The organism is Nostoc favosum CHAB5714, from assembly GCF_020829495.1.
Lineage (GTDB): Bacteria > Cyanobacteriota > Cyanobacteriia > Cyanobacteriales > Nostocaceae > Nostoc > Nostoc favosum.
In genome coordinates this window covers 127,441-150,614 of record NZ_JAIVFQ010000009.1, presented here as the reverse complement: position 1 = coordinate 150,614, position 23,174 = coordinate 127,441, and the positions used below count along the sequence as shown (strand labels likewise).

General features: G+C 41.9%; 23 protein-coding genes and 3 pseudogenes. 8 read left to right on the top strand and 18 right to left on the bottom strand.

Translation table 11 applies throughout. The features are described 5' to 3' along the window. The coding region (locus LC586_RS09535; RefSeq protein WP_229484321.1) for a hypothetical protein at positions 1-264 on the bottom strand (264 nt) is incomplete at its 3' end. Between the two features lie 96 nt (positions 265-360). Then, positions 361-1,191, bottom strand: coding sequence for a PD-(D/E)XK nuclease family protein (locus LC586_RS09530; protein WP_229484320.1), 831 nt, complete (start codon positions 1,189-1,191; stop codon positions 361-363). 24 nt (positions 1,192-1,215) lie between these two features. Between LC586_RS09530 and LC586_RS09525 the strand changes: the two genes are divergently transcribed. Next, complete coding sequence (locus LC586_RS09525; RefSeq protein ID WP_229484319.1) at positions 1,216-1,353, top strand: hypothetical protein; 138 nt, start codon at positions 1,216-1,218, stop codon at positions 1,351-1,353. Positions 1,354-1,425: 72 nt separating this feature from the next. Here the strand turns inward: LC586_RS09525 and LC586_RS09520 are convergent, their stop codons facing one another. Both LC586_RS09520 and def read right to left on the bottom strand, forming a co-directional pair. Then, positions 1,426-1,629: a hypothetical protein gene (locus tag LC586_RS09520; RefSeq protein ID WP_100899691.1), complete on the bottom strand. Its 204-nt coding sequence runs from the start codon at positions 1,627-1,629 to the stop codon at positions 1,426-1,428. A 10-nt stretch (positions 1,630-1,639) separates the two neighbouring features. Further along, a complete protein-coding gene (def, locus tag LC586_RS09515) occupies positions 1,640-2,203 on the bottom strand; it encodes a peptide deformylase (protein WP_229484318.1) in 564 nt (187 codons plus the stop codon). 127 nt (positions 2,204-2,330) lie between these two features. On the opposite strand from def, the gene LC586_RS09510 reads away from it, so the two are divergent. The 3 genes from LC586_RS09510 to LC586_RS09500 all read left to right on the top strand — a co-directional run bounded on the left by LC586_RS09510 (position 2,331) and on the right by LC586_RS09500 (position 4,940). Then, positions 2,331-3,233 (top strand): cell division protein FtsX, encoded by a 903-nt coding sequence (locus LC586_RS09510; RefSeq protein WP_229484317.1) that lies wholly within the window; start codon positions 2,331-2,333, stop codon positions 3,231-3,233. A 57-nt stretch (positions 3,234-3,290) separates the two neighbouring features. After that, complete coding sequence (locus LC586_RS09505) at positions 3,291-4,100, top strand: DUF3598 family protein (protein WP_229484316.1); 810 nt, start codon at positions 3,291-3,293, stop codon at positions 4,098-4,100. A 276-nt stretch (positions 4,101-4,376) separates the two neighbouring features. Continuing rightward, a complete protein-coding gene (locus LC586_RS09500; RefSeq protein ID WP_229484315.1) occupies positions 4,377-4,940 on the top strand; it encodes a Uma2 family endonuclease in 564 nt (187 codons plus the stop codon). 57 nt (positions 4,941-4,997) lie between these two features. Here LC586_RS09500 and LC586_RS09495 read toward each other — a convergent pair whose 3' ends face one another. The 3 genes from LC586_RS09495 to aat all read right to left on the bottom strand — a co-directional run bounded on the left by LC586_RS09495 (position 4,998) and on the right by aat (position 6,166). Next, positions 4,998-5,141: a UPF0175 family protein gene (locus LC586_RS09495; protein WP_309143368.1), complete on the bottom strand. Its 144-nt coding sequence runs from the start codon at positions 5,139-5,141 to the stop codon at positions 4,998-5,000. Between the two features lie 191 nt (positions 5,142-5,332). Beyond that, a complete protein-coding gene (locus LC586_RS09490) occupies positions 5,333-5,557 on the bottom strand; it encodes a DUF433 domain-containing protein (RefSeq protein ID WP_229484313.1) in 225 nt (74 codons plus the stop codon). Between the two features lie 33 nt (positions 5,558-5,590). Next, the gene (aat, locus tag LC586_RS09485; RefSeq protein ID WP_229484312.1) at positions 5,591-6,166 is read right to left on the bottom strand and encodes a leucyl/phenylalanyl-tRNA--protein transferase; all 576 of its coding nucleotides are present in this window, start codon (positions 6,164-6,166) and stop codon (positions 5,591-5,593) included. Positions 6,167-6,274: 108 nt separating this feature from the next. On the opposite strand from aat, the gene LC586_RS09480 reads away from it, so the two are divergent. Beyond that, on the top strand, positions 6,275-6,604 hold the full coding sequence (locus tag LC586_RS09480; RefSeq protein WP_012410384.1) for a DUF8822 family protein: 330 nt from the start codon (positions 6,275-6,277) through the stop codon (positions 6,602-6,604). Positions 6,605-6,689: 85 nt separating this feature from the next. On the opposite strand, the gene rpsN is transcribed toward LC586_RS09480, so the two are convergent. The 5 genes and pseudogenes from rpsN to LC586_RS09455 all read right to left on the bottom strand — a co-directional run bounded on the left by rpsN (position 6,690) and on the right by LC586_RS09455 (position 11,439). Further along, positions 6,690-6,992, bottom strand: a complete 303-nt coding sequence (rpsN, locus tag LC586_RS09475) for a 30S ribosomal protein S14 (protein WP_229484311.1) — start codon at positions 6,990-6,992, stop codon at positions 6,690-6,692. A gap of 76 nt (positions 6,993-7,068) precedes the next feature. Beyond that, entirely contained in the window at positions 7,069-7,740 is a 672-nt protein-coding gene (gene nth, locus LC586_RS09470) for an endonuclease III (protein ID WP_229484310.1), read from the bottom strand. Between the two features lie 23 nt (positions 7,741-7,763). Beyond that, complete coding sequence (gene rseP / locus LC586_RS09465; protein ID WP_229484309.1) at positions 7,764-8,864, bottom strand: RIP metalloprotease RseP; 1,101 nt, start codon at positions 8,862-8,864, stop codon at positions 7,764-7,766. Positions 8,865-9,435: 571 nt separating this feature from the next. Continuing rightward, positions 9,436-10,695: pseudogene (serS, locus tag LC586_RS09460) on the bottom strand (serine--tRNA ligase); the annotation flags it as partial. 165 nt (positions 10,696-10,860) lie between these two features. Beyond that, positions 10,861-11,439, bottom strand: a complete 579-nt coding sequence (locus LC586_RS09455; protein WP_229484308.1) for a DUF3611 family protein — start codon at positions 11,437-11,439, stop codon at positions 10,861-10,863. A 798-nt stretch (positions 11,440-12,237) separates the two neighbouring features. Here LC586_RS09455 and LC586_RS09450 point away from each other — a divergent pair. Both LC586_RS09450 and LC586_RS09445 read left to right on the top strand, forming a co-directional pair. Continuing rightward, positions 12,238-12,585, top strand: a complete 348-nt coding sequence (locus tag LC586_RS09450; RefSeq protein ID WP_229484307.1) for a PadR family transcriptional regulator — start codon at positions 12,238-12,240, stop codon at positions 12,583-12,585. 52 nt (positions 12,586-12,637) lie between these two features. Beyond that, the gene (locus tag LC586_RS09445; RefSeq protein ID WP_229484306.1) at positions 12,638-13,168 is read left to right on the top strand and encodes a cofactor assembly of complex C subunit B; all 531 of its coding nucleotides are present in this window, start codon (positions 12,638-12,640) and stop codon (positions 13,166-13,168) included. A 451-nt stretch (positions 13,169-13,619) separates the two neighbouring features. On the opposite strand, the gene LC586_RS09440 is transcribed toward LC586_RS09445, so the two are convergent. Continuing rightward, a complete protein-coding gene (locus LC586_RS09440) occupies positions 13,620-13,937 on the bottom strand; it encodes a DUF3155 domain-containing protein (protein ID WP_041566316.1) in 318 nt (105 codons plus the stop codon). A gap of 285 nt (positions 13,938-14,222) precedes the next feature. Between LC586_RS09440 and LC586_RS09435 the strand changes: the two genes are divergently transcribed. Continuing rightward, a complete protein-coding gene (locus LC586_RS09435) occupies positions 14,223-15,575 on the top strand; it encodes a GAF domain-containing sensor histidine kinase (RefSeq protein ID WP_229484305.1) in 1,353 nt (450 codons plus the stop codon). 351 nt (positions 15,576-15,926) lie between these two features. Here the strand turns inward: LC586_RS09435 and LC586_RS09430 are convergent, their stop codons facing one another. The 5 genes and pseudogenes from LC586_RS09430 to LC586_RS09415 all read right to left on the bottom strand — a co-directional run bounded on the left by LC586_RS09430 (position 15,927) and on the right by LC586_RS09415 (position 22,746). Next, the gene (locus LC586_RS09430; RefSeq protein WP_229484304.1) at positions 15,927-17,168 is read right to left on the bottom strand and encodes an S-layer homology domain-containing protein; all 1,242 of its coding nucleotides are present in this window, start codon (positions 17,166-17,168) and stop codon (positions 15,927-15,929) included. A gap of 538 nt (positions 17,169-17,706) precedes the next feature. Then, positions 17,707-18,345, bottom strand: a pseudogene (locus tag LC586_RS09425) (S-layer homology domain-containing protein); the annotation flags it as partial. Positions 18,346-18,714: 369 nt separating this feature from the next. After that, positions 18,715-19,614 (bottom strand): annotated as a pseudogene (locus LC586_RS43400) (right-handed parallel beta-helix repeat-containing protein); the annotation flags it as partial. A 421-nt stretch (positions 19,615-20,035) separates the two neighbouring features. Then, on the bottom strand, positions 20,036-20,749 hold the full coding sequence (locus LC586_RS09420; protein WP_229484303.1) for a conjugal transfer protein TrbI: 714 nt from the start codon (positions 20,747-20,749) through the stop codon (positions 20,036-20,038). 1,247 nt (positions 20,750-21,996) lie between these two features. Continuing rightward, entirely contained in the window at positions 21,997-22,746 is a 750-nt protein-coding gene (locus tag LC586_RS09415) for a choice-of-anchor K domain-containing protein (protein WP_229484302.1), read from the bottom strand. Positions 22,747-23,174: the final 428 nt, after the last annotated feature.

Sequence of the window (23,174 nt, the reverse complement as noted above, 5' to 3'; positions counted from 1 at the left end):
GAGGTACTTCAAAGTCGTGTTGAGGTACTTCAAAGTCGTGTTGAGGTACTTCAAAGTCGTGTTGAGGTACTTCAAAGTCGTGTTGAGGTACTTCAAAGTCGTGTTGAGGTACTTCAAAGTCGTGTTGGAGTACTTCAAACTTTGTCGCACCGCGATCAAGTACACAGGTGCGACGCCGAATAGCCCGCCAACTCTTGGAGACGCTCCGCGAACGGCATCGCTTTCATAAATCTCCACAAACAAAGCGATGTCTACGATGGTCACTGAGCTTGTCGAAGTACGGGCTATTCGGCGTCGCTTGACTTTTAAAACAGTCGCTACACCAGTTTTATTTTTTAGCCTTAACCCAAGCGTATTGCTCTAAAGTATAGGGTTGAGTGAGACTTCTTGAATGCTGTCAAAATTGGGCAATGAATTTTTCACTGCTTCTTCAGTAACTTGTGTGCGTAGTTTACCGCCGTAGGCATCGCACCGTTTGGCAAACTGACAATAATCACAGGTTTTGCTACCCTCCACCACTTGAGGAAACTGCTGGTTATTTTGGTAATTTTCCAGCCAATTAGTTAACTGGCTTAATAATTGATTAAGTTTCTTTGCTATTTGTGTATGTTGAGCAGTATTGTAATTAAATTTAATATTTTGCGGTTTGCCCTCAGATTGGACAAACCAGTAAGTCATCGAAATATTTTCTGGCAAATAGTCGCTAGTTTCTGCCAATACATACAGATAAAGCCGTGTTTGCCAGTTGGATTCTAACTTGCGTTTATTGGGTGGTTTAGGATAAGTTTTCCAGTCGAGAATTTGCGCTTGTTGGTTATCTGCAATCAATAAATCATAGACAACCGTCAGCAAATAATCCTGAACTTGCAGAGTGCGGTAGTGTTCACTTTCACGGAAAGTTTGATTATCAGATGCAGCCGTTAAAATTTCTGGGGCTGCATCGGCAAAAGCTAGCATCCAGCTTTGCAGTTTAGCATCTGCTTGCAGGAAACTATCAATTGGCAAACCCATTTCTCGTTGCTGCATTAGCAAGTGGAAACGACTACCCAAAGTTTGCCGTTCTTCTTGTTCTGGATTTGAGGGTGAATTGAGTTGTTCTAGGTAAGTATGTTGGAATTTACGCGGACAAGCTTCTAGTAAGTTCAGTTGTCCTTGAGACAGTCGCAGTAGTTGAATGGGAGTTGACAGCATTCTTCTATTTTAGAAGCGATCGCTTTGGATCAAGAAAGGATGCTCGTTTGCCAGGAAAAGCAAGTAGGCCCCTATGAAGGAATGAATATCACCAGGGTAACAGGGTTAACCGCAGCACAGTTAGTGACGCTAAAAGCTTTAGGGGCAGTGGCAGATGAATAGCAAAAATAAAAGGTAAAAGAATGAATTTTGCCTTTTTACTTCATCCTTTTACCTTTTTTATGTACCTGATGCTTATTTCATGTTAGCCCTTGCGTCCTTCACTGCGGCAAAGAAAAATAATCCTGTGAGTGGAATGCTCAATGCCAGGATAATCGCAGTGGTCGTGAAACCAAAATCTGGTCGTCCGTAACTGAGTTCAAAAATAGAACCGACAGCCGCGATCGCACTTACACAAGAACCACCCAGAAATAAACCGCTTTTTGGAGTTAAATACACTACTAGCCCCCTATACTATTGGTTTCACCGCTTGATACGAGAAGCCATTTTTAGATAGCTCCTGGACTAAAGTCAAGGAGTTTTCCACACGGTCTACAAATACCACGCCGTTAAGGTGATCCATCTCGTGCTGAATGCAGCGTCCCAGGAGGTCATTAGCCTTTAATGTCCGGGGACGGCCATACTCGTCTTTATAGGCAATTTCTACGACTTCGGGGCGCTTTACGTCTAGATATACGTTGGGAATACTCAAGCATCCTTCTTGGGCTACGGAGATGTCGCGGCTTACTTGTTTAATGGTGGGGTTAATCAGCACCAAAGGTGGATTAGCTGCGTTCTCTGGTTCCAGGTCGATGACAATTAGTTGTTTGTGAATTCCCACTTGCGGTGCAGCCAAACCAATGCCATCTTTGCTATACATAGTTTGCAACATTTCGCGCACCACTTGGCGGAGTTCGTCATCCACTTTCGCAACTCGCTTTGCAGCTTGACGTAGGACGCGATCGCCTAAATAATGAAGCTCCAAAGGTGGATTTTTTAACTTTTTTTTCTCTACAGCAATTTCAGAGGGCATGAGTCTTTATGGCTAGATGGTGAAAATTCCTACTACTTTAATTCTATCAATCTCGTCACTAGTCAGTGCTGAGTCATGAGTTATGAGTTATGAGTTATGAGTTATGAATTTTTGACTGAGGTAATCTGTGTTTAAATCTTTCACGAAATTTGACTACCTGCTCAAAGAAACTTTCCTCGGTTTACTGCGGGGAGGTTGGATGAATTGGGCAGCTGTAAGTACTGTTACGGTGTTACTGTTTTTATTTGGCTTGAGTTTGCAAACCTCTTGGCAAGTTGAAAAACTCCTCTATCAGTTTGGTAGCCAGCTAGAAATATCAGTTTATCTCGAACCGGATACGCAAGCCCAAACCATTGAGCCACTGATTGCAAAAATGCCAGAGGTAGCGGCGATGCAAACCATTACCAAAGAGCAAGCTTGGACTAAGTTAGTTAAGGAAATGAGAATTTCTGATATTGAGGGGGCTACCCAGCAGCTAGGTGAGAATCCTCTGGTTGATGAGATGAAGATAAAAGCGCGTAATTCTCAAGTTGTACCAACTTTAGCAACGCAGTTGGCTAAATTGCCGGGAGTTGAGACGGTGCAGTATGTGGATGAAGCAGTTAAACGCATTGCCCAATTGCATCAAGGTCTGAACTGGATTACTTTAACAATTACGATTATTCTGACTTTAACAGCGATCGCAGTCACTACCACCACAATTCGGCTGATTGTCATGGCGCGACGCCAGGAAATTGAAATTATGCAACTAGTGGGAGCAACATCGGCTTGGATTTACCTCCCGTTTATTTTACAAGGAATTACCTTCGGTTTGGTTGGTGGTGCGATCGCTTGGAGTTTCATTTCAGTGATTCAACAGTTTCTCGGTAAGTTGCTAGCCAATCAACCTGAATTTATTCAAGCTATCACCAACGGGGTGCAACTCACTCCAGCCCAAATTTTACTCTTGCCCCTGATTCTCTTGAGTTTCGGTGCAGCTGTAGGATTAATGGGAAGCTTATTTGCTGTCCGACGTTTTGCCAAAGGTTAATCATTAATCATTGGCCATTGCAAAGGACAAGTGACAAATGACTAATGACAAAACCTTATGAAATCACAATGGGAATGTTTTCTGCAAAATCTCGGTGTATGGGAAGGTTCATTTACCAACTTTTCTCCCGAAGGTACACTTTTGACCGATACTCCTAGCCGTCTTTCTCTAGAAGGTTTAAACAATAACCAGACAGTGCTACTAACTCTGAGTCGTTCGGGAGGAGATGATGTAATCAGAGAATATAGTTCTGTGGGAGGGGGTCTACTTTTTTTTGAAAATGGTTCATTTTCTGAAGGTTTAATTCAGCTAGGGCCATTTTCCGAATTCGGTGCAGAACTCGCTTTTGTTCATGAAAATCGCCGCTTACGTCTGGTGCAACTGTTTGATAAGACTGGTAATCTAAGTAGATTAGTTTTAATTCGAGAACATCTAGCCAGAACCCCAGCAACAGAACGTCCACCTTTGCAGATAAATGATTTGTTGGGAGAATGGCAAGGACGAGCAGTGACAATATATCGAGATTTGCGTTCGCCTGATATTTACTCTATAACTTTGAAAATACAACTTGATGATACTGGGCGGTTAATTCAAAGTACTTCTTTTGGCGATCGTACAATTACCTCAACTGCTACCATTAAAGGTTCCATCGTTCTCTTTGACCAAAATCCCCAAAAGCAAGTACAAGTATTATTGTTACCTGATGGCGCTTCTGCAACTTCTCCTCTAAAGGTGCAATTACGTCAACCCTTATTCTTGGAAGCAGGTTGGTTAATCCAGCAAAATGTGCGCCAGAGGATGATTCGCAGCTATAACGATAAAGGCGAATGGGTTAGTCTGACATTAGTTACTGAAGAAAAAGTGTAAGGGATTTGATAGTGCGATCGCTTATCCCCAGTAATTTCGATTAACACTTTATAATCAGACTAAATCTTCTTCAGATAACTGGGCTATTTTCACTCTAAGAGAACGGTTTTGGAATCCTAATCAGGCAATTTGCAGCGTGCTGGGTTCAGGGATACTTCCGAATTTTCCTGGGCATGGATTTTGTCTATTTCTCTACTTTATTTTCTTAACTGATTGATCTATCTGTAGAATAACAAATAGCAGTAGTACAACTTACCCCTAGTAAGGAAACCTTAAATGGTACAGACCCCTGCTAAATCTCTGACTCTAAGTGAATTTCTGGATCTGCCAGAGACAGAACCTGCCAGTGAATACATTGATGGGCGTATCATCCAAAAACCCATGCCGCAAGGAGAACACAGCGCAATTCAGACCGAGTTAGCACCTGCAATTAACTTGGTTGTCAAACCCCAACAGATTGCACGGGCTTTCTGTGAGCTTCGCTGTAGCTTTGGCGATCGCTCAATCATACCTGACATTTGTGTGTTTATGTGGGACAGAATTCCTCGTAAAGAAAATGGTGGGGTTGCTAACGTCTTCTCAATTGCCCCAGATTGGACAATTGAAATTTTATCTCCCGATCAAAGTCAAACTAAAGTTACCAAGAATATTCTGCATTGCCTGAAGTATGGAACTCAGATGGGATGGCTGATTGATCCTCAAGAAAAATCTGTGTTTGTTTACTTGCCAGATCAACCAACCACTTTTTACGAGGAACTAGGGACACAGTTACCAGTGCCAGAATTTGCTAAAGATTTCAGCCTGACAGTAGAAGGTTTATTTAGTTGGTTGTTGGAGTGATTGTAGTTCTGCCATCTCCTCAACAATAATCTCAAGCTAACGTATCGCTAATAACAATTACAACTTTCCAAGCTCTCGCAGATTTTTCAAATCCAATTCAAAGTCCTCAACGTCGTAAGAGTAGAGAGGGATGTTTCGCTGCTTGAGGAGTTGGCGAAAGGTATTGGGTTGCATATCCGCTAGCTGACTGGCGTAGCCTATCGTTACGGACTTCCAAGAAATAAATTACCCAAATAAACGAACCACAGAGACACAGAGAACACAGAGGAATGAGGAAAATAGAGCTTTTTCGTCAATTTTTGGGTATTTTTTTATTTGGAAGTCCCTTATGCCGAATGTAATGGTGATCCAAGTTGCAATTGCGGGTGACAGATGTGCATCTACCCAGATCGTCATGCAACCAAAACGGGATGATTGAGCTTACGTGAAGCGTACAGAAGTGCTGCTTTAAGATCATCCGCTTCCAAATCGGGCATTTCTTCTAGGATTTGTTCGGCACTCAGTTCTGCCGCAAACAAGTCGAGTACATCTGATACCCGAATTCTCATGCCCCGGATACAGGGACGACCACCACATTGTTTGGGATTAACTGTAATTCTTCCAAGTAAGTCTGACATACGGTTTCACTCGGAGATAGTCTTTAACCATTTTTATACCAAAAAACAGCGACATTGCAACGCTTGCTTAAGTAGCATTTGATATTTTTCATCCTCAACTCGATAAGCACCAAATCTTTCCAAATGGGGATTCATCATTTGGGCATCAAAAAATACAAATTCCTTCTGACGCAACCTTTCCACCAACTTTACCATCGCTACCTTCGAGCCTTCCGGAATGCGGTAAAACATCGACTCGCCAATGAAAGCCCCACCAATAACAATCCCTAAAATTCCCCCAGCTAGTTCGTCACCCTGCCAAGTTTCAAAACTAAAAGCATAACCACTCTGGTAAAGTAGCCAGTAAATCTTTTGCAATTCCGGTGAAATCCAAGTTGTCTCTCTGTCAGCACACCCAGCCACCACAGCTTGAAAATCCCGATTAATAGCCACACTAAAACGCTCTTGATTCAAGACACGCTGCAAAGACTTAGGGTAGCGAAACCGTTCATCCAAAGGAATAAAAGTTCGATCGCAACTTCCGTACCAACTCAGGCGATCGCTATCATCAGCCATGAGAAAATAGCCTTGTGCATAACCCTCAACAATAGCCGCAATATCATATTCCATAAATAAATATAAAAAAAACACTCTTAGAAACGCAATTCGATCCTATCAATCATCCTCCGCGTTCCTCTGCGTTTCCCTCCGCGTCCCTCTGCGTTTAAAATAAAAAAGATGACTCAACCAATTCCACCCATTACCCTACCACCGCCTGAAAATCCGTTGCTCGAAGGTGAATGGTTACGAGAACGCTTACAACGCTGGCTAGATACAGAATTTATCCCCGAAGCAGTCAACCAAAACATAGCCCAACGAGCCGCACAGATTTTTGTGCGTCAACGGATGGAAGGAGAAAACGACCTTGGTTCTCTGGTAATTGCCATTGTCACAGAGATGCAGTCGTATGATTTTTCCAATAGCTTTTATGGAGAGTTTGCGATCGCCAACGCCGTCAGCGATCTACTCTTAGAAAGTCTGGGAATTGATAAGTGTTGTGGTCAATAATAGTTAGGAGTTAGAAGTTAGGAGTTAGGAGTTAGGTTTGTCTCAATTAATAACTCATCACTCATAACTCATCACTCATAACTTTTTACCAACTAGACTTAACAACTCCAGGCAATAGACCTTCATGCGCCCATTCTCTCAGCACGTTCCGAGACAACCCAAAATCGCGGTAAACACCTCTAGAACGACCAGTCAACCAGCAACGATTGCGGTGGCGGGTGGGCGCACTATTCCGGGGTAGCTGTTGAATCTTCCGGTGGACTTCCAGCTTATCTAGGGGAGATGCTGCACTTTTGAACTCTTCCAAAAGAGCTTCCCGCTTGTCAGCATACTTTTCTATCAACCTAGTGCGCTTTTTCTCGCGCTCAATCATGCTCTTTTTTGCCATATATTCTCTAACTTATTTAAAGACACCGTTTTCCATTCTACAGTCTCTCCATCAATTCTGGGGTTACTTGTGTCGCTTACCCTACAACCACTGGTTTATTAGCAGCAGGACATAAATCAGCAAGTTCACAAGCAATACAGACGGGAGAACGGGCTTTACAAATAGCACGACCGTGATAAATCAGCCGAATTGACCAATTTTCCCAATCAGGCTGTGGCAATAAACCCATTAAATCTTGCTCAATCCGAACGGGGTCTTTTGCTTCAGTTAAACCCAAACGTTCGCTAAGGCGTTTAACGTGAGTATCTACCGTCACCCCAACATTAATGCCATAAGCATGACCCAGGACTACATTTGCTGTCTTCCGCGCCACACCTGGAAGCTTTAATAATTGCTCCATTTGGTTAGGCACAACAGAGTCAAATTCGCTAACAATCATCCGACAGGCAGCTTGAATGTTCTTGGCTTTATTGCGATAAAACCCTGTTGAACGCACCAAGCTTTCTAATTCTACCAAGTCAGCGATCGCTAAACTTGCAGCATCAGGAAACCGATCAAATAAAGCTGGTGTCACCTTATTCACCCGCTCATCAGTACATTGAGCAGAGAGAATCGTTGCCACCAACAATTGTACTGGCGTTGAGTAGTTCAAAGAGCAAGTAGCATCTGGATAAAGACGCTTCAGACGAGCTAAAACTTCTATCGCCCGTTGCTTTAAAGGTAAAAGTTTCTTTTCCCTATTCCCCACTCCCTACTCCCCACTCCCTATTTTCACTGAAATAATTTTTGTACCCACTCCAATTGGCTAGTTAATTGAGTAGTTTCTTTGACTATGAGAAAAATTCCTAACCCTAAGAGTAACACCAAACCGGTTTGCATTACACCTTCTTGAATCCGGGCAGGTACAGGCTTACCGCGTAAACCTTCAATCAGCAAAAAGGCGAGTTGTCCGCCATCCAAAGCTGGTAAAGGCAAAATATTGATAATAGCCAAGTTAATGCTAATAATTGCCGCAAAAGACAACAAGTTTACGGTATTGTCTTCAGCTAATTTTGCACCTATTTTGACAATATTAACTGGCCCAGAAACTTGTCCAGCAGTTTGTTGAAAGTTGGTAATCAACTGCCCGAAACCGCTGAGTGTACCAACAAATAATTGTTGAAACCTGTTAGCAGCAAGTCCGAAAATTTCAAAAGGACTATTAGGACGACGATAAACTGCTGTAGCATTTGGACTAAGTGCCACACCAACTACACCTTTGCCATCGGCTCCCAGTTTTGGTGTTAATTTCAGGGATTGTTGTTGGTTGTCACGCAGAATTTTCAGTTCGATTTGCTGATTGGGATGAGTTTGAATTTCTTTTGTCAGCAAAGGAGTTGATTTATCAGAAGCCGGGAGTTCTTGACCGTTAACAGCCAGAATAATATCTCCTTCCCGAATTCCTGCTTGATAGGCAACAGATTCTTGATTAACAGGCTGTACGGCGACACCAGCTTTATAATTTAATTCCTTGGGAATGCCGACGATACCCAATTGTAGAACCAACACCAAGTAGGCAAATATTAAATTTGCGATCACTCCGGCACTGATAACGATCGCCCGGTCTAAAACTGGACGGTTACGCAGCAGATTTGGGTCATTGGGTGGAATATCGCTATCGGGGTCATCATCGGGAAAGCCCACAAAGCCGCCCAAGGGAAAGGCGCGGACAGCATATTCGGTTTGCTTTCCTTGATACTTAAGAAGAACTGGGCCAAAACCCAAAGAAAAGCGGTTAACGAGAATGCCTTGAGAACGGGCTGCAACAAAATGTCCCAACTCGTGTACCAAGATTAAAACAGCCAAAACTGCGATCGCTGCTAAAACTGACATAGAGCAAATTAGTGAAAATATTAAGCTATAGTTATCTCCATTCTAATTGGGCATAGGGCATGGAGCATTGGGCATGGGGCATTAGTCATAGTTCGATTTTTCGTATCTGGTTCTAACATCTAAAGCTAGTAGTGGCGTGACCAGGCTAAATTGTTGCAAAAAAAATTGTAGGTTGGGTTGAGGAACGAAACCCAACACTCCGATCAATGTTGGGTTTCACGTTGCTCAACCCAACCTACATCTACATCTAACGCACTATTTTAGCTGTGCCACGCCAGTAGGGTGCGTTAGCGACAGCGTAACGCACCATTTTGTCCACATACTCCAAATGTAAGTTTTGGTCAGATTGGTTTTTCTGCTAAAACAACAATGATAGTATTACCCACACAACATAAGAGGTGATTGGAAGCCAAAACAGCAAATCAACAATATAACGGTATTGGAATTGTATTGTTGGCTTTGAAATACGTTCTGGTAAGACTGGTTGCAAAAGTTGGGGTACAACTGCTGACTTTTGAACTCTTTGTAAATTTTGCAGCGATGAAAAACCTAACGTTTCTCCCTGTTCAAAATAAGGTTGCAGCGCTTCTGGTATCCTCACTGTCCCATCAGGTTGTTGATAATTCTCCAAAATTGCTGCCATAGTCCGTCCCACAGCCAAACCCGAACCATTGAGGGTATGTACGAACTGGGTACCTTTCTTCCCCGCCTCTTTGAAGCGAATATCAGCCCGTCGCGCCTGGAAATCTATAGTATTGGAACAGCTAGAAATTTCGCGGTATTTGCCAGAAGAAGGCAACCAAACCTCTAAATCATAAGTTTTGGTAGAGGCAAATCCCAAATCCCCAGTACTTAAATTTACTACTCGGTAAGGCAACTTCAACGCCTGTAAGATTGCTTCTGCATTCCCTACCAATTTCTCCAGTTCATCAAAAGATGTACCGGGTTCGACAAATTTCACCATTTCCACCTTGTTGAACTGATGGAGGCGAATTAATCCCCGCATATCGCGTCCATAGCTACCAGCTTCGCGGCGAAAACAGGGAGTAAAAGCACAGTGGTAGATAGGCAAGTTTTCAGCAGCGAGAATTTCACCCCGGTAGAGATTTGTAACTGGAACTTCCGCCGTAGGAATCAGCCACAAGTCATCATCAGCGCATTTAAAGCTTTCTTCCGCAAACTTAGGCAACTGACCGGTCGCCGTCAAAGACTCGGTATTAACTAACAGAGGCGGACTGACTTCCACATATCCCGCTTGAGTATGGAGAGACAGCATAAATTGAATTAATGCCCTCTCTAATGCCGCACCAGCGCCTATCAAAGTCACAAAGCGACTTTGGGCAACTTTCACAGCTCGTTCAACATTGAGAATACCCAGCTTTTCGCCAATTTCCCAGTGAGGGAGAATATTCGGATTTTGGGGAATGTACTCATCACCCCAACGCCGCACTTCTACGTTATCTTCCTCATTTTTACCAAGGGGTGTAGAGTCGCTTGGTAAGTTAGGAAGTGCCAACACAAGTTGGGCAATTTCAGCTTTGAGGTTTTTTTCCTGGGGTTCCAGTTCGCTCAACGTAGCTTTGACAGAGTTACCTTCATCCCGCAAAGCCTGAATTTCTGGGTCTTGAGGATTTATCCCAGATTTAATCTTTTGCCCGACAATTTTACCAATTTCGTTGCTACGAGCTTGAAGTTGACTGCGTGTCCCCTCTAGTTCTCGCTGTTTCCGATCTAACTGTAAAATCGGCTCAATGTCGTATTTACCACTACGACTATTCAATCGTTCTTGAACTAATTGCGGATTTTCCCGTATTTGCTTGATATCCAGCACAGATTTTTCTCAGTTTTTAGCCTATTCTCTACCTGCCAACACATCAGCATATACTGATTTTGGCTTGCCATGACCAGAAAAGCAAACATAAAAATTTTGCCTTGCCAATCTTGCTACGGCTAGAAAAATTTAAAATCCAAAATTTGGTATTACTCCTGTGATTTTCTAAGGACGGTTAATGCGATTAAGCAACCAAAGTGATGCAATAAGCCCTGCAAAATGCGCTGAGACAGTGTTGGTGTTTGCCTGTACCACAAGCATATCTAGACCGCTAATAATTCGGGTGGGGTCAAAAAATTGGGTAGTTATAGCTTGCGGGGATATGGATCTTGCTACCAGTGTACCGACGATCGCTTGCGCCCCCAAAAGAGTTACCAGCGTTCCCCCTAAATTCACCCACAGCCCTAAGCGTAATACTTGCACAGTCTCGCTTTTCCGAGGGCGGTTGCTGGGATTGGAGGATTCTAATTGCTTGCCAATTCTAGTGTAACGGTAAGCTAAATAAATCCCCCCACCCAGAATAACCAGTCCACAAATTGCTAAAAATACGCCAAAGCCAGTCCCAGGATTATTACTAGGAATGCCAGTTCTTTGATTAAAGATGGCGAACAGCAACACAATTATGCTAGAAACAACGCCTAGTACTAGCTGAATCCAGAAGCTAATCCAACCTGTAAGGCGAAAAGTTTGGGCAATTGCCCGGAGAGTTGAGGAAGATGATGGAGCATCGGGAGTTTGTGACATACTGATCACCAATGTGCTGGGCGCTTGATTAAGGGACGCGAGGACAAGGGGACGCGGAGAGTTCTTTACCCGCGTCAGAGCGTTTCCCCGTCTTCTTTCTGACTTTTCACGGTATCTGGAAAACCTCTCTTCTATTTCTCTCTTCCTTTAAGGAGAGAGACTTTGAATTTTTCCCCCTTCCCGCCACGGGTTGGGGGTTAGGGGGTTAGGTTTTTCCATATAACGTGAAAAGTCAGGTCTTCTTTCCCCCCACCTTTGGGTCTTCTTTGATAAATTTACTATCACAATTGCCATAAGAGACAAGAGATTCTTTGATGGAGGAAATCAGTGATGGTTACTGCTTAAGTGTTTCCACTGGCGTAGCAGCTTTAACCCAGACATATCCCTTAGCGTAAGCTTTCAGAATTCGCATTGGAAAAATCACTGGAAAACAAAGTGTTTATTAACTTTTACAGACAAAATAGCATTTTACCTGTAAAATTTCTTCGATGGCATTTTATTGCTTAAGCAGTTCTAACTAGCTCGGCATCACTTAACACCAAGACAGTGAATTTGGCACTGTCTGTCCGCTCCTCAGCACACCGTATCGAGCTTGAGTAGGGATACACTATTTTGTGCCCCTAAAACTCGCAAACTCGTCCCACAACTTCACAGGCGTGGGTAGTTATTTCGTATTTACGCAATGGATATCTAGTCTAAGTAGCTTTATATATATTACTCACTTAGCAGTAGCAGTATATACTTACTACAAGGATTGTAGACCCTACCCTAAGGCATTTTTTTAGCCATTCACTAACCATGAAACTTGAGGATATATATCAATTCTTTGAAAATCCTCCGCCAACTTACCTTTGTCAGGAAGTAGCAGTTTGTTACATACTGTCTGTTTTGTTACAAGGTGAATCTTACGGAACCGAGTTGATTGAGCAATTAGAAACTGAATATCCAACCTATAGGCTTTCGGATACCGTACTTTATAGTGCAATCAAATTTCTGGAAGATGAAAGGGCAATCACTGGATATTGGAAGAAACTCGAAGGACGAGGACGCCCCAGGCGAATGTACCAAGTTTCTCCAGAATGGCAAGTTCAAGCGCAGGATTTAGCTTTTCAATGGCTTGACTACATCAACAAGAGGACAAAGTAACGAATAATTGATAATGAATAAGTCTCCTCCAGTCAAACAATAACAATTAGTTATGGATACTGCTATTCTGCCATCTACGTTCCTGCTAACCTTGTTGTTATCGGTTGGGCTGTTTTTCTTTATTCGTGCCTCGACTAAAGACCGCATAGAAACAGCGCAACTGGTATCTGAACAAGACGAAGCTGCTTTAATGTCTCAATTAAAAGAGTATTTTCGCTCGCGGTCTTACCGAGTGGCGGCGGTAGACCGAGAACAAAACAAAGTGACTTTTGAAGGTAATGTTCGCCCCAGTTGGTTCTTAGCTATATTTTTAACTCTGCTGGCAGCGACTGGTATTGTTTGTCTCTCACTAGTCGTGTACCTGCTTTTTCCTAATCTGAGTACCTTTGTTCTGCCTATGGTACTGCTGTCGCCTTTGAGCGGTCTATTTTATTGGAAAAAATCTGGAAGACTTGAGAAGGTGTCGCTCAAAGTAGAAACAACTAAGAACGAACAAACCTCCTCAAGTAAGATCACTGTAGTTGCCCATCGAGATGAACTCAGCGAGTTACAGAGGAATCTACAGCTCAAGGCTGGTGAATAATTGTTGGTTTTTATGACGATCTATTAACTATGATATGCAGACTTATGACCTGACCTACTCTTTATGAAATAGAAAGTAGGAAGGAGGAAATCGAGACTTCTGCTTTGTCAATTTTCCCCACGACTTGTGTCGCAGGGAAAAATTTAAATTCATTAACTTAAATTCGTTGACAGAGCTTGGTTAACAATTTACGGCACAAGAAGGCAACTTCACTAGCGCTTTTGGAGGCGCTTGGCTGTATACCCATTTCCTTCTGCATCATGACACTACCATCAACCCATGCAATCTAGCGTGGTTTGAGACAAGTTAATTTTCCAACTACCTGGACTAGCCTTAAAAAGCAAATCAGCTCCAAACTAAAAAAAAATTAAATTTTGCATAAACTTAGCAATTTTGCCAGTTCAATAATAGTCAGGAGCCACATTCAATGCCTAAGATGACTGTTTATAGTTTACCGACTAGCTAAAGCAAGAGGTTCTTGACCTGGCGAAGGTTCTAACACCCTCAAACTAGGAAACAAGAAATGGTTTTCCTCTACGTATTGAGCACCAAAGAGTCCCTTTTCTGCCCAGAAATAACGGTCTGTGGTGTGTTCATTTCGCTTTACGAGTAGCAACGCAGGTGGCAAAATACCTTCAGCTTGAATGAATCTTCTCGCTGCTGTCACAGGTTTTTCTTCGCCACTTTCGATGCTATATTGAGGCACATGTTCCAAAATTCGCCGTCCTTCCTGACGACGACGACTTTTCCTTTTGCGTCTCCTTGCCAATCTATTGTCCTCCTCTTTCAAGCTATAGATTGTAGTGATAGCTACAAAATCAGTCGTCATTATATAGGTTCTAGTTCAAAATATCAATAGTTTTTAACCTTTTAATTTAAGAAAATTAATATCTTTGGAGATAGATAAAACAAAATAACCTAAGGATATAATCCCTTGGTACAAACCTTTCATGTAGAAGATTTTAGTTAAGCTTTATGAAATGGGTGAGGTAAAAACTAAGTATCTTCTCTTAATCATGCCTCAAAATCTGTAATATTGAGCAAAAGCTAAAAAATGTTAATGTCTGCCAGTTCCGATTTTCTTGCTCTATGTCGAGAGCAAATAGCGCTGCTAACCCAAGGGCTGGGAGCAACTTTAAGTATTGTGTACCTGACACAAGAATTGGTAGAGACTCCTTCGGGTGAGGCCAAACTGATTCCTGTGGTAATCTACCCGGAAACAGCATTATTACCAGCAGGGGAAGAGATTGCTGAAGCGACAGTACACAAGCAACTTCAAGTTGGAAATGTGTTTATATTACCCAATCATCAGAGAAGGTTATTGACAGCAGGATCAGAATCTCCAACCTCGTCACCGGAGTCTGAGATACCAGATGCGTCTCAACCCCATCTAAAAGAGGAATATTTATTTAGTGGCAACCAAATTGTTTTACCTCTGGTTTATGAGGGTGTGATGATGGGGTTACTAGTGACGGGTAGGAAAGATCGGGCATGGAATGAACACGAGGAAAGTCAGATTCAACGGATAGCCCAAACACTGGCGATCGCTTGTATTTTAGATCAACGGCGAGCATGGTTTGAGCAGCAGTTGCATGAGCAACAAATTCTCCAAGAAAAACAGCGAGATTTGCTGGATAACCTGTTGCATCAGTTTCGTAACCCTTTAACGGCATTGCGGACTTTTGGTAAACTGCTATTGAAAAGGTTGCGACCAGCAGATACCAACCGAAATGTGGCAAATAGTATTGTGCGGGAAAGCGATCGCCTCCAAGAATTGCTGCAACAATTTGATCAAGTAATTGACTTGACAGACACAGATTTAGCACCACTACATCTCCCCGAAGAAGTATTTGTAGAAGCAACTATCCAAAAAGACGCTAAACCGCCGTTATTATTGCCGGGAACGGGAGATAAAGCAGTAGACTGCTCGTTAGCAGATATATTAGAACCATTATTAATATCAGCCAAAGCGATCGCACAAGAGCGAAAGCTAAAACTAATAACTGAAATTCAACAAAATTCACCCCTAGTACGTGCCAACGTCAAAGCATTACGAGAGGTGTTAACTAATATTATTGATAATGCTTTGAAATACACTCCCACTGGGGGCAAAATTTTGATTCAGGCGGGGCAAGAAAAGGCTAATTTTCAGGGAATTGTCATTAGTGACAACGGGCCTGGCATTCCACCCCAGGATTTAGAGCATCTTGGAGAACGGCATTATCGGGGTGTACAAGCGCAAACAGAAATCCCCGGCACTGGTTTGGGGTTAGCGATCGCAAAACAATTAATAGAGCAAATGCAGGGCGAAATAGAGGTTTTCAGCCCTGCAATCAACTCTAAGCTAACTTCACCCAATGCGCCGGGGACTACATTTATTATTTGGTTGCCGGAAGTGGAAACTTAGTTAGGAGTTAGGAGTTAGGAGTTGGAAGTTAGTTTGGAGTTTGGAGTTTGGAGTTTGGAGTTTGGAGTTTGGAGTTTGGGAGCATCTCAATGAGTGCAAATATACCAGGCGATTATAAATTGCGGATATACAAACTTTCGTCCGCCTACGCGGACTCAAAGAATTTGAAACCCACGGAGGTGGGTTTTGTTTGTATAGCTGCGAATTCCATTCGCCAAGGCAGGCGTGTTTTTACAAAAGTGAGATGCTCCCTGAAGTTTGGAGTTTTCAATTAAAAACTGGCTTCAATTTATAACTCCTCACTCATAACTCCTCATTCATAATTCCTCACTCATAACTCCTCACTCCTAACTATCTTAGTGAAACCAACAAGTTTTGATTGATGGTCATTTGTAAATCGGTATCTGGGTCAATGGCGATTAAGTCAACACTATTTTTACCGAAGAACAGACCAACCAACGCACCGATACCAGCGCCACCTAAGACTTCTTCTGTGGCAATGGCGCGATCGCCTGTGACGGCAGATACCGCAGTTGCTGCACCTGCGCCCAATACAGTATTCTTGATAATTGAACCAGTACTAGTACCTTTGTTGACGGTTTCAGTTTTGGTAATCACTTCAGAGCTAGCGTTAAGCTGATACTCTTGACCTGTAGTTAAAACTAGTCTCTCGGCAACGAATTGAGAACCACCTGTAGCAGGTTTGAGTTGACCAATCACCTGACTACCAGCCGGAATCACTACTGCACCTTCTTGCGTAACCACGTTTTGGGATACTGTCAATGTCAAAGGCGCTGTTTCATCCTTTGTAACCAGAATTTTTTCTGCCTTGTCATACTTGACAGGGATAGCAGTCCCTTGAGGAATTGTCACAGCTATAGGTGTTGGGGTAGTAGACCCGGCAGCCACAACATAAGGCGAGTTAATTGCTGAGGCTTGATTAGAACTAACCAACGCTTGGTAAATAAAAGCTGCTACCTGGGCGCGAGTGGCGGTTGCAGTTGGATTCAGGAACTTCACATTAGGATAGTTGACCACAATTTGCTTCTCTGTTGCTGCTGCGATCGGGCTACGGGCATAGCTAGCAATGTTAGAAGCATCGTTGAAGTATTGCAGAGTGCTTTCGGTATTGCCGCTAGGACTATATTCCAGACCGTTGGCAAGGGAAACTAAAACCTGCTGGCGGGGAATAGCTTGGTTAGGCTCAAAACGATTTCCAGGATAACCAGATAAGAAACCAATGGTATAGGCTTGCCCAATGGCACTGGATGCCCAATAGTTGCTGGGCACATCAACAAAATTGATTGCCTGCCGTTGCGCTGGTTTTTGGAAAGCTTTGTTGACCATAGCGGCAAATTGAGCGCGTGTCACCGCTTCTTCAGGGCGGAAAGTACCATCAGGAAATCCGGCAATTACACCTCGCCCTGACAATTGTTGAATAAATTGTGCTGCCCAATAGTTAGATGAAACATCAGAAAAAGTAGTTTGAGCAAAAGATGGTGAAGCTGTAATGAAAGGCGCTACAGTACCGACTGTGACGCTTAAAGCCATGAGTGCTGCTGTTCCAGATTGCAAACGATTTAAAGTAAACATTAATTTTTAATCCCGGTACAATTAGTTTTTTTACTGTTAATTAATTAGACCTTTGCTGAAGTATTAGGTTCCCAATTATTTCTGCTTTTTGTAAAAACCATTACTTCCGGCATACAATATAATCAGATAGTAAAAATCAGAAAATACCTGCCAACAGAGCTAGCAAGAGGTAATAGTCTAATCAGCCCATTACCGATTAACGCTATTAAATAAGTATTTTAAAAAAAATAGCAGTTCTCATTTGCATGAAGTACATTTTTAAACCTCACCCCCAACCCCTCTCCTTGCCAAGGAGAGGGGAGTGTTTGCACCCATCAAATACGGGGTGAGGTTTAGACTGTATTGCACCCAAGTGAGAACTGCTATATGAATATTGAATGAGACGATATAGAGAGAGAATAGTTGCTGAAAAATAGATTTTTTAGGGTTAAAAATGAAGGCGATCGCACACTATAGTTAAAGTGGCGATCGCCTATTAGGATGATTAAAGTCACAACTTGAATTGAGTTACGACATAAGGCAGTTAATTCCTGGGGTTTGACACGATATATGGCGAGTTAATTGCTGGGGCTTGATTAGAACTAACCAATGCTTGGTAGATAAAAGCTGCTACCTGGGCGCGAGTAGCAGTTGCAGTTGGATTCAGGGACTTCACATTAGGATAGTTCACCACAATTTGCTTTTCACTTGCTGCTGCGATCGGGCTACGGGCATAGCTAGCGATGTTAGAGGCATCGTTGAAATACCTCAGAGTGCTTTCGTTATTGCCATCAGAAGTATATCCCAGACCGTTGGCGAGGGAAACCAAAACCTGCTGGCGGGGAATAGCCTGGTTTGGCTGAAAGCGATTACCAGGATATCCTGCTAAGAAACCAATACTATAGGCTTGCCCAATAGCACTGGATGCCCAGTAGTTGCTAGGCACATCAGAAAAATTGATCGCCTGCCGTTGCTGTGATTTTCGGAAAGCTTTGTTGAGCATTGCGGCAAATTGAGCGCGTGTCACAGGTTCTTCAGGGCGGAAGCTACCATCAGGAAATCCAGCAATTACACCTCGCTGTGACAATTGTTGAATAAATTGTGCCGCCCAATAGTTGCTAGGCACATCAGAAAAAGCAGTAGTTTGAGCCAAAGATGAAGGAGTAGTTTGAGCCAAAGATGTCGGCGAGCATCCCACTTGGATGGGTTTGTTTTGCAAAGTATAAATCATTGGCTCACAAACTAAACTTGCCGACTTAGACTCTACATTAGTCCGCCTTGGCGGATTTTGTTTATCTAGCTGTGATTGCCAATTTTCAGATATTTTTTCTAGAGTGGGATGCTTACTTAAAAACTCTGAGTCTGCAACAACATCGTTAGGCCCCTTAACACTTACCTTAGAACTATTGAGGTAGATATTATAGTCATAAGTAACGTTTTTAGTTTTATAACTACTGTTAATATTCTTGCCAGGGAAAGCATAGAGAATATTCCTTAATATTCTGACATCCGATGAATTATTAGCAAATATTTGCCCATCTTTAATTTCTGGACTCTGATTATTTAAAACAGCAGTGTTATTTACAATATCAACATGATCACTTATAAATGTATGAATCCCGGAACCACCATTATTAAATGTAAGATTATTTTTAACTAAAGTACGTCCTGTATATGCACTTAATTTTAAGTTCTTCTGTTGATTTTTTAAACTATCGATAATGATGCCATTCCCATCTGTGATCTTTCCGACTGCGATCCAAGGGATGTACATGCGATTGTTGTAGCTTTTGTTGTTAGTTACGAACATCTTGTATCCCCGGTTATTGTCAGAATTCCAATTGTTCAGCATTGAAATGCCACTGTTACCATAAACACTATACCAGGCATTATTAAACACCACGTTATTATCTACTGTCACATAGTCGGATTGAATCGCTGAAATACCTGCTCCTCCACAGTCATGCACTTTGTTGTTCAGAATACGGATGTGATGAACACGACCATTGGTTCGTCCGTCAACGCTGATGCAGTTTCCATTCGTCAGTGGATTTAGTTTGTTAGTCTTCTGACTCATCGCATAATCAAGGGTGATATTGGCATTGTTCCCTATAACCTCCAGCCCGTTGATCTCGATATATGAAGCTCCATTTGAAATCAGGATACCGTTCCATGTATTGTGCTGAATTTTTGGGGAATGCCCAGGATATGCTTTATACCTAATCCATGCTTTTGCAGTTCCAGAACGTTTAATACTTACTACACTCCCAGCTTTGGCTATATTTTTGTATACTCCGTTCATAATCAATACTGTATCGCCAGGGTTAGTAAGGTCTGCTGCTTTTTGAATTGTCCTAAAGGCGGCTGAAGTAGAGAGTCCGCTATTTTGGTCTTTTCCACTACCACTAACATAGTATGTTTTCGGTTTTGAATTGGCGCTAATTAGCTGGGGGCTGGATAGGCTCATTTCCTTATTAGTGGATACCTGATCGAAGTTTTGAGCTAAAAATTCTTTTATCCTTTCTCCCTGAGTTAAAAGAATTAATCCTACGGGAATTGCAAGATATGCGCCTATACCTAAACCTCGAATTTCCATAAGTAAAAGCTCCTTTATTGCCACTATTTAACAAAAATATCAGGATATTACGTAATTTTGAATACTCTTTTGGATAGAGAAGAAAATAGAGCCGATTTTCCTAGCTCCCCACATAGCGCAATTAAATAAGGATTCTAATAAATATTGATACTGATTAAGACAATATAGAGATAAAATAGTTGCTGTTAAAAATAATTTTTTACTGTCAAAAATTAAGGCGATCGCACAGTATATTTAAAGTTGCGATCGCCTATCAGGGGTGATTAAAGTCACGACTTGAATTGAGTTAAATCTAGTAGCGGGATATTGGTACTAAATTCAAGTTAGAATTCAGTGTGAGCCTCAAATCTTGTGCGGGTCTAAGAACAAAGACATTTGCTTGTTTTTTCCGCAACAGCACACTTGCTCCCGCACCCGCAGCCCCACCGATAACAGGTTTTAAATCGTCAATTCTGCGGTTACCAGTAACTAGTGAACCTAAAATACCAGCACCCGCACCAATAGCTGCATCAGTTAAAACCTGACCTGTGCTGGGCCCCTGTGAAACTTTTTGAGTTGTGGTATATGTCCGAGAACTTGCATTAATTGACTGACGCTGACCATTAGAAAATTCTAATTCTTGAGCTACAAACCGCACGCCTTTTCCTTGATTATCATCTATATCTCTTGAATAACTATCTAGGTCAACAGCTTCTAGTCGTCCATTTACTTTAGTACCGGCGGGAATCAAGACATTTCTATTCCTATCGATAATGTCATTCGCTATTCTCAAGGTTAGAGATTTAGTTTCCCCAGGAGCAATAGTAATTGTCTCTTTCTCATAGGTAACAGGTAAAGCAACCCCAGAAGGAATGGTAACGCTTCCATATTGCCCAATTCTGTCTTGCCTAATTCTGTATTGTGCATTAGCAGGAGCTAAAGTTAACAGTGGGGCAGTGACGCTTGCGGTAACGGCTATTGCCATAAGCGCAGCAGTTCCAGATTTCCATTGATGTAGGCGAGTCATAAGTGGGTAAACCTTTGTGTATGTGATGTATTTAATGACGTGGATTCACTGAGTTTGTTTCTGAAAGTTATGAAACCTGTTTATAGGCGATTCGGAATATTAAGGTGCTTATATAATCTGGAGTTTGTGTTGCAGCTACGCCTATCGGAGATATGCTTCTGAGAATTTGTATCTTGCTAATGCGCGTCACTAAATAGATGGTGAGATACTCTCAACATGACGCAAAATAAGTCTAATTGTTTCCAGAGTTGTTTCATTGTTTACGTCCACATATCTACACCACTGAATAGAGGCGAATAGGCTGACTGCGAACTCTTACTTCTATTGTAAATTTATTTGCTAAAACTTGGGAAAGGTTTTCGCTTTCTTTGTCAGTCAGGAGCAAAGCCAGGGACACCTCATCTTTCGTAAGGGCACAGCATGGTCTATTTACGATCGCAGATAATTAACAAAAGCCTGAGACAACCTATTTTAAGTAATCCACATCACGATGCATTTGTACAGTGCGTAAGTCCTATTAACCTAAAAGTCATGTCCCGCAAGGAACTGAAGTTCCTTGGCTTTTAGCAAAAGTCATCTCTTGATGACTAAGATATGCCCCAATACTCCTCGGTTAAGAATATTCGTAGGTTGGGTTGAGCTTAAGCGTTACCCAACAAACCCTTCAAAATGTTGGGTTTCGTTCCTCAACCCAACCTACACATTTTTATTTTTTAGCCAAAACCTACGCAGTATTGAGATATACCCAAAAATCTTTAGTCTACTAAAGTAGACTTTAGCTAAAAGCCAAAGAACTTTAGTTCCAGGCGGGTGAGTCAGCCCACAGTTAAGCTATTTTTAGCTTAATTTGACACCAATGAACCCAGTGGCTGCCCAACCTACAGATATTATAAGTGTTTAACCGAACCTAATATCACTCGCCCCTTGCACGTCTTGTAAGAGGTATTTTCTCAAGTAGTAAAGGTTATTGGGAATAAAATTTGATGCGATCGCAGCAATTCTTGTGTTGGGTTAAAATTTATCAATTATGGAATATGGTTATGTAGCGGTTCTCAATTGCATAAAATGCATAAAATACAGGAGCCAGTTGTGTGGGCGTCTTAAGAGAGTTGAGCAAACTGGCTTATCGTTGGTAGGATTTCTCACAGGTACGACCACTACAAACCTGGTATTGGAGCCAAAAAAATCTCTAGTGTAATTACATCCTCAAGCGCGAACAGGAGCAGATGTTTTAACAGCGAAAGCTCTTAGTGTTTCTTCTTTGGCAATTTTTTACTAGATATCAGGTACATCCCTACTAGGAATAGACCCGCTACTGTTGCAGGTTCAGGTATGGTTTTGATTTTGGCATAAATAGCTGTTTTAGTTGTGCCTCCTTCAAGAGCCTTAATACTTATCTGGCCAAGGTCTGCATTAAAACCAGTTAGTTCAAGCGTGTATTCATTGCCTTCAAAGGTAAAAGTGGGATTACTCAAGTTTTCGTCTATAAATACAAAGTCTGCATTCTCTTCTTCAGAATTTGTTGCGTCATTAGGTGTATTTACTAGACGCAACTTCAAGTCAAAAACTTGGCTGATTCCAACGGGAGTGCTGAAGGATACATTGAGATTTAAAGGTACATCTTCAACGCTTGTTCCTTTAAGTACCGTTCCATTAAAGTAAGCTAAATCAGCTATTTTGAATACAGAGTTAATGTCAGTTGAAAACGAATTTCCAGTGAAGGTAAGTTTATTTGAGCCTGTTATTGTACATCCAGTAGGAGGATTTGGACTTGGTAAACACACATTAGCATCACCCCAAGTAAATATGTTGTTTCCCACACGTGTGTATATGGGATTGGGATTGATATCGGTGCTTCCTGAAGTAGGTTTTCCCCATGTACCAGTAGAGATACCAGAAAAAGTTAGAGCATCTGCTTGGTCAGAGAAACCAAGTGCTGTGGTCGCACCCACAAAAAAACTAGATATAGCAGCCGCAAAAACCAAACTTAGTTTCATAACTTAAGTATCCAAATCTCATTCTGGAGCTTTTTAAACTATGTCTCCAGTCTACCTTAGTAAATTTACGGAAGACACACCAATATTTTATTGGATTTGTATATTATAAAATCTTATTTAATGATTTATATTATTTAAGTTAAGTTTATGTAGTGTCACAATATCTTACCACTTTGTAGTTAGTAAGACAGTAATTGCGTAGGCGTAGCCCGTCGTAGACATCGTTACCTTACTTGGTTCTCTAATTAATTGTCAAGTCAATATAAAGTTACTCTTTTTAACACTCCCCGCGCTATTGGGACGAATCTGATTCGTTGGTTGAATTCAAGGTGATTTACTGCGCCGTTCTCCTGTTGTTGATGGTAGGTATGTAGTACTTGCTGCCACAAGCTTTCCCAGGAAAAGCAGAAATCATCTATATCACAATA

Excerpts from the sequence above, each read along its gene's own strand:
- LC586_RS09490 (WP_229484313.1), bottom strand. The coding sequence starts at position 5,557 with ATGTCAGACTTACTTGGAAGAATTACAGTTAATCCCAAACAATGTGGT.
- LC586_RS09445 (WP_229484306.1), top strand. The coding sequence starts at position 12,638 with ATGGATACTGCTATTCTGCCATCTACGTTCCTGCTAACCTTGTTGTTA.
- LC586_RS09500 (WP_229484315.1), top strand. The coding sequence starts at position 4,377 with ATGGTACAGACCCCTGCTAAATCTCTGACTCTAAGTGAATTTCTGGAT.
- LC586_RS09455 (WP_229484308.1), bottom strand. The coding sequence starts at position 11,439 with ATGTCACAAACTCCCGATGCTCCATCATCTTCCTCAACTCTCCGGGCA.
- rseP (WP_229484309.1), bottom strand. The coding sequence starts at position 8,864 with ATGTCAGTTTTAGCAGCGATCGCAGTTTTGGCTGTTTTAATCTTGGTA.
- LC586_RS09530 (WP_229484320.1), bottom strand. The coding sequence starts at position 1,191 with ATGCTGTCAACTCCCATTCAACTACTGCGACTGTCTCAAGGACAACTG.
- LC586_RS09450 (WP_229484307.1), top strand. The coding sequence starts at position 12,238 with ATGAAACTTGAGGATATATATCAATTCTTTGAAAATCCTCCGCCAACT.
- aat (WP_229484312.1), bottom strand. The coding sequence starts at position 6,166 with ATGGAATATGATATTGCGGCTATTGTTGAGGGTTATGCACAAGGCTAT.
- LC586_RS09415 (WP_229484302.1), bottom strand. The coding sequence starts at position 22,746 with ATGAAACTAAGTTTGGTTTTTGCGGCTGCTATATCTAGTTTTTTTGTG.
- LC586_RS09480 (WP_012410384.1), top strand. The coding sequence starts at position 6,275 with ATGACTCAACCAATTCCACCCATTACCCTACCACCGCCTGAAAATCCG.
- LC586_RS09435 (WP_229484305.1), top strand. The coding sequence starts at position 14,223 with ATGTTAATGTCTGCCAGTTCCGATTTTCTTGCTCTATGTCGAGAGCAA.
- LC586_RS09420 (WP_229484303.1), bottom strand. The coding sequence starts at position 20,749 with ATGACTCGCCTACATCAATGGAAATCTGGAACTGCTGCGCTTATGGCA.
- def (WP_229484318.1), bottom strand. The coding sequence starts at position 2,203 with ATGCCCTCTGAAATTGCTGTAGAGAAAAAAAAGTTAAAAAATCCACCT.
- LC586_RS09505 (WP_229484316.1), top strand. The coding sequence starts at position 3,291 with ATGAAATCACAATGGGAATGTTTTCTGCAAAATCTCGGTGTATGGGAA.
- LC586_RS09430 (WP_229484304.1), bottom strand. The coding sequence starts at position 17,168 with ATGTTTACTTTAAATCGTTTGCAATCTGGAACAGCAGCACTCATGGCT.
- rpsN (WP_229484311.1), bottom strand. The coding sequence starts at position 6,992 with ATGGCAAAAAAGAGCATGATTGAGCGCGAGAAAAAGCGCACTAGGTTG.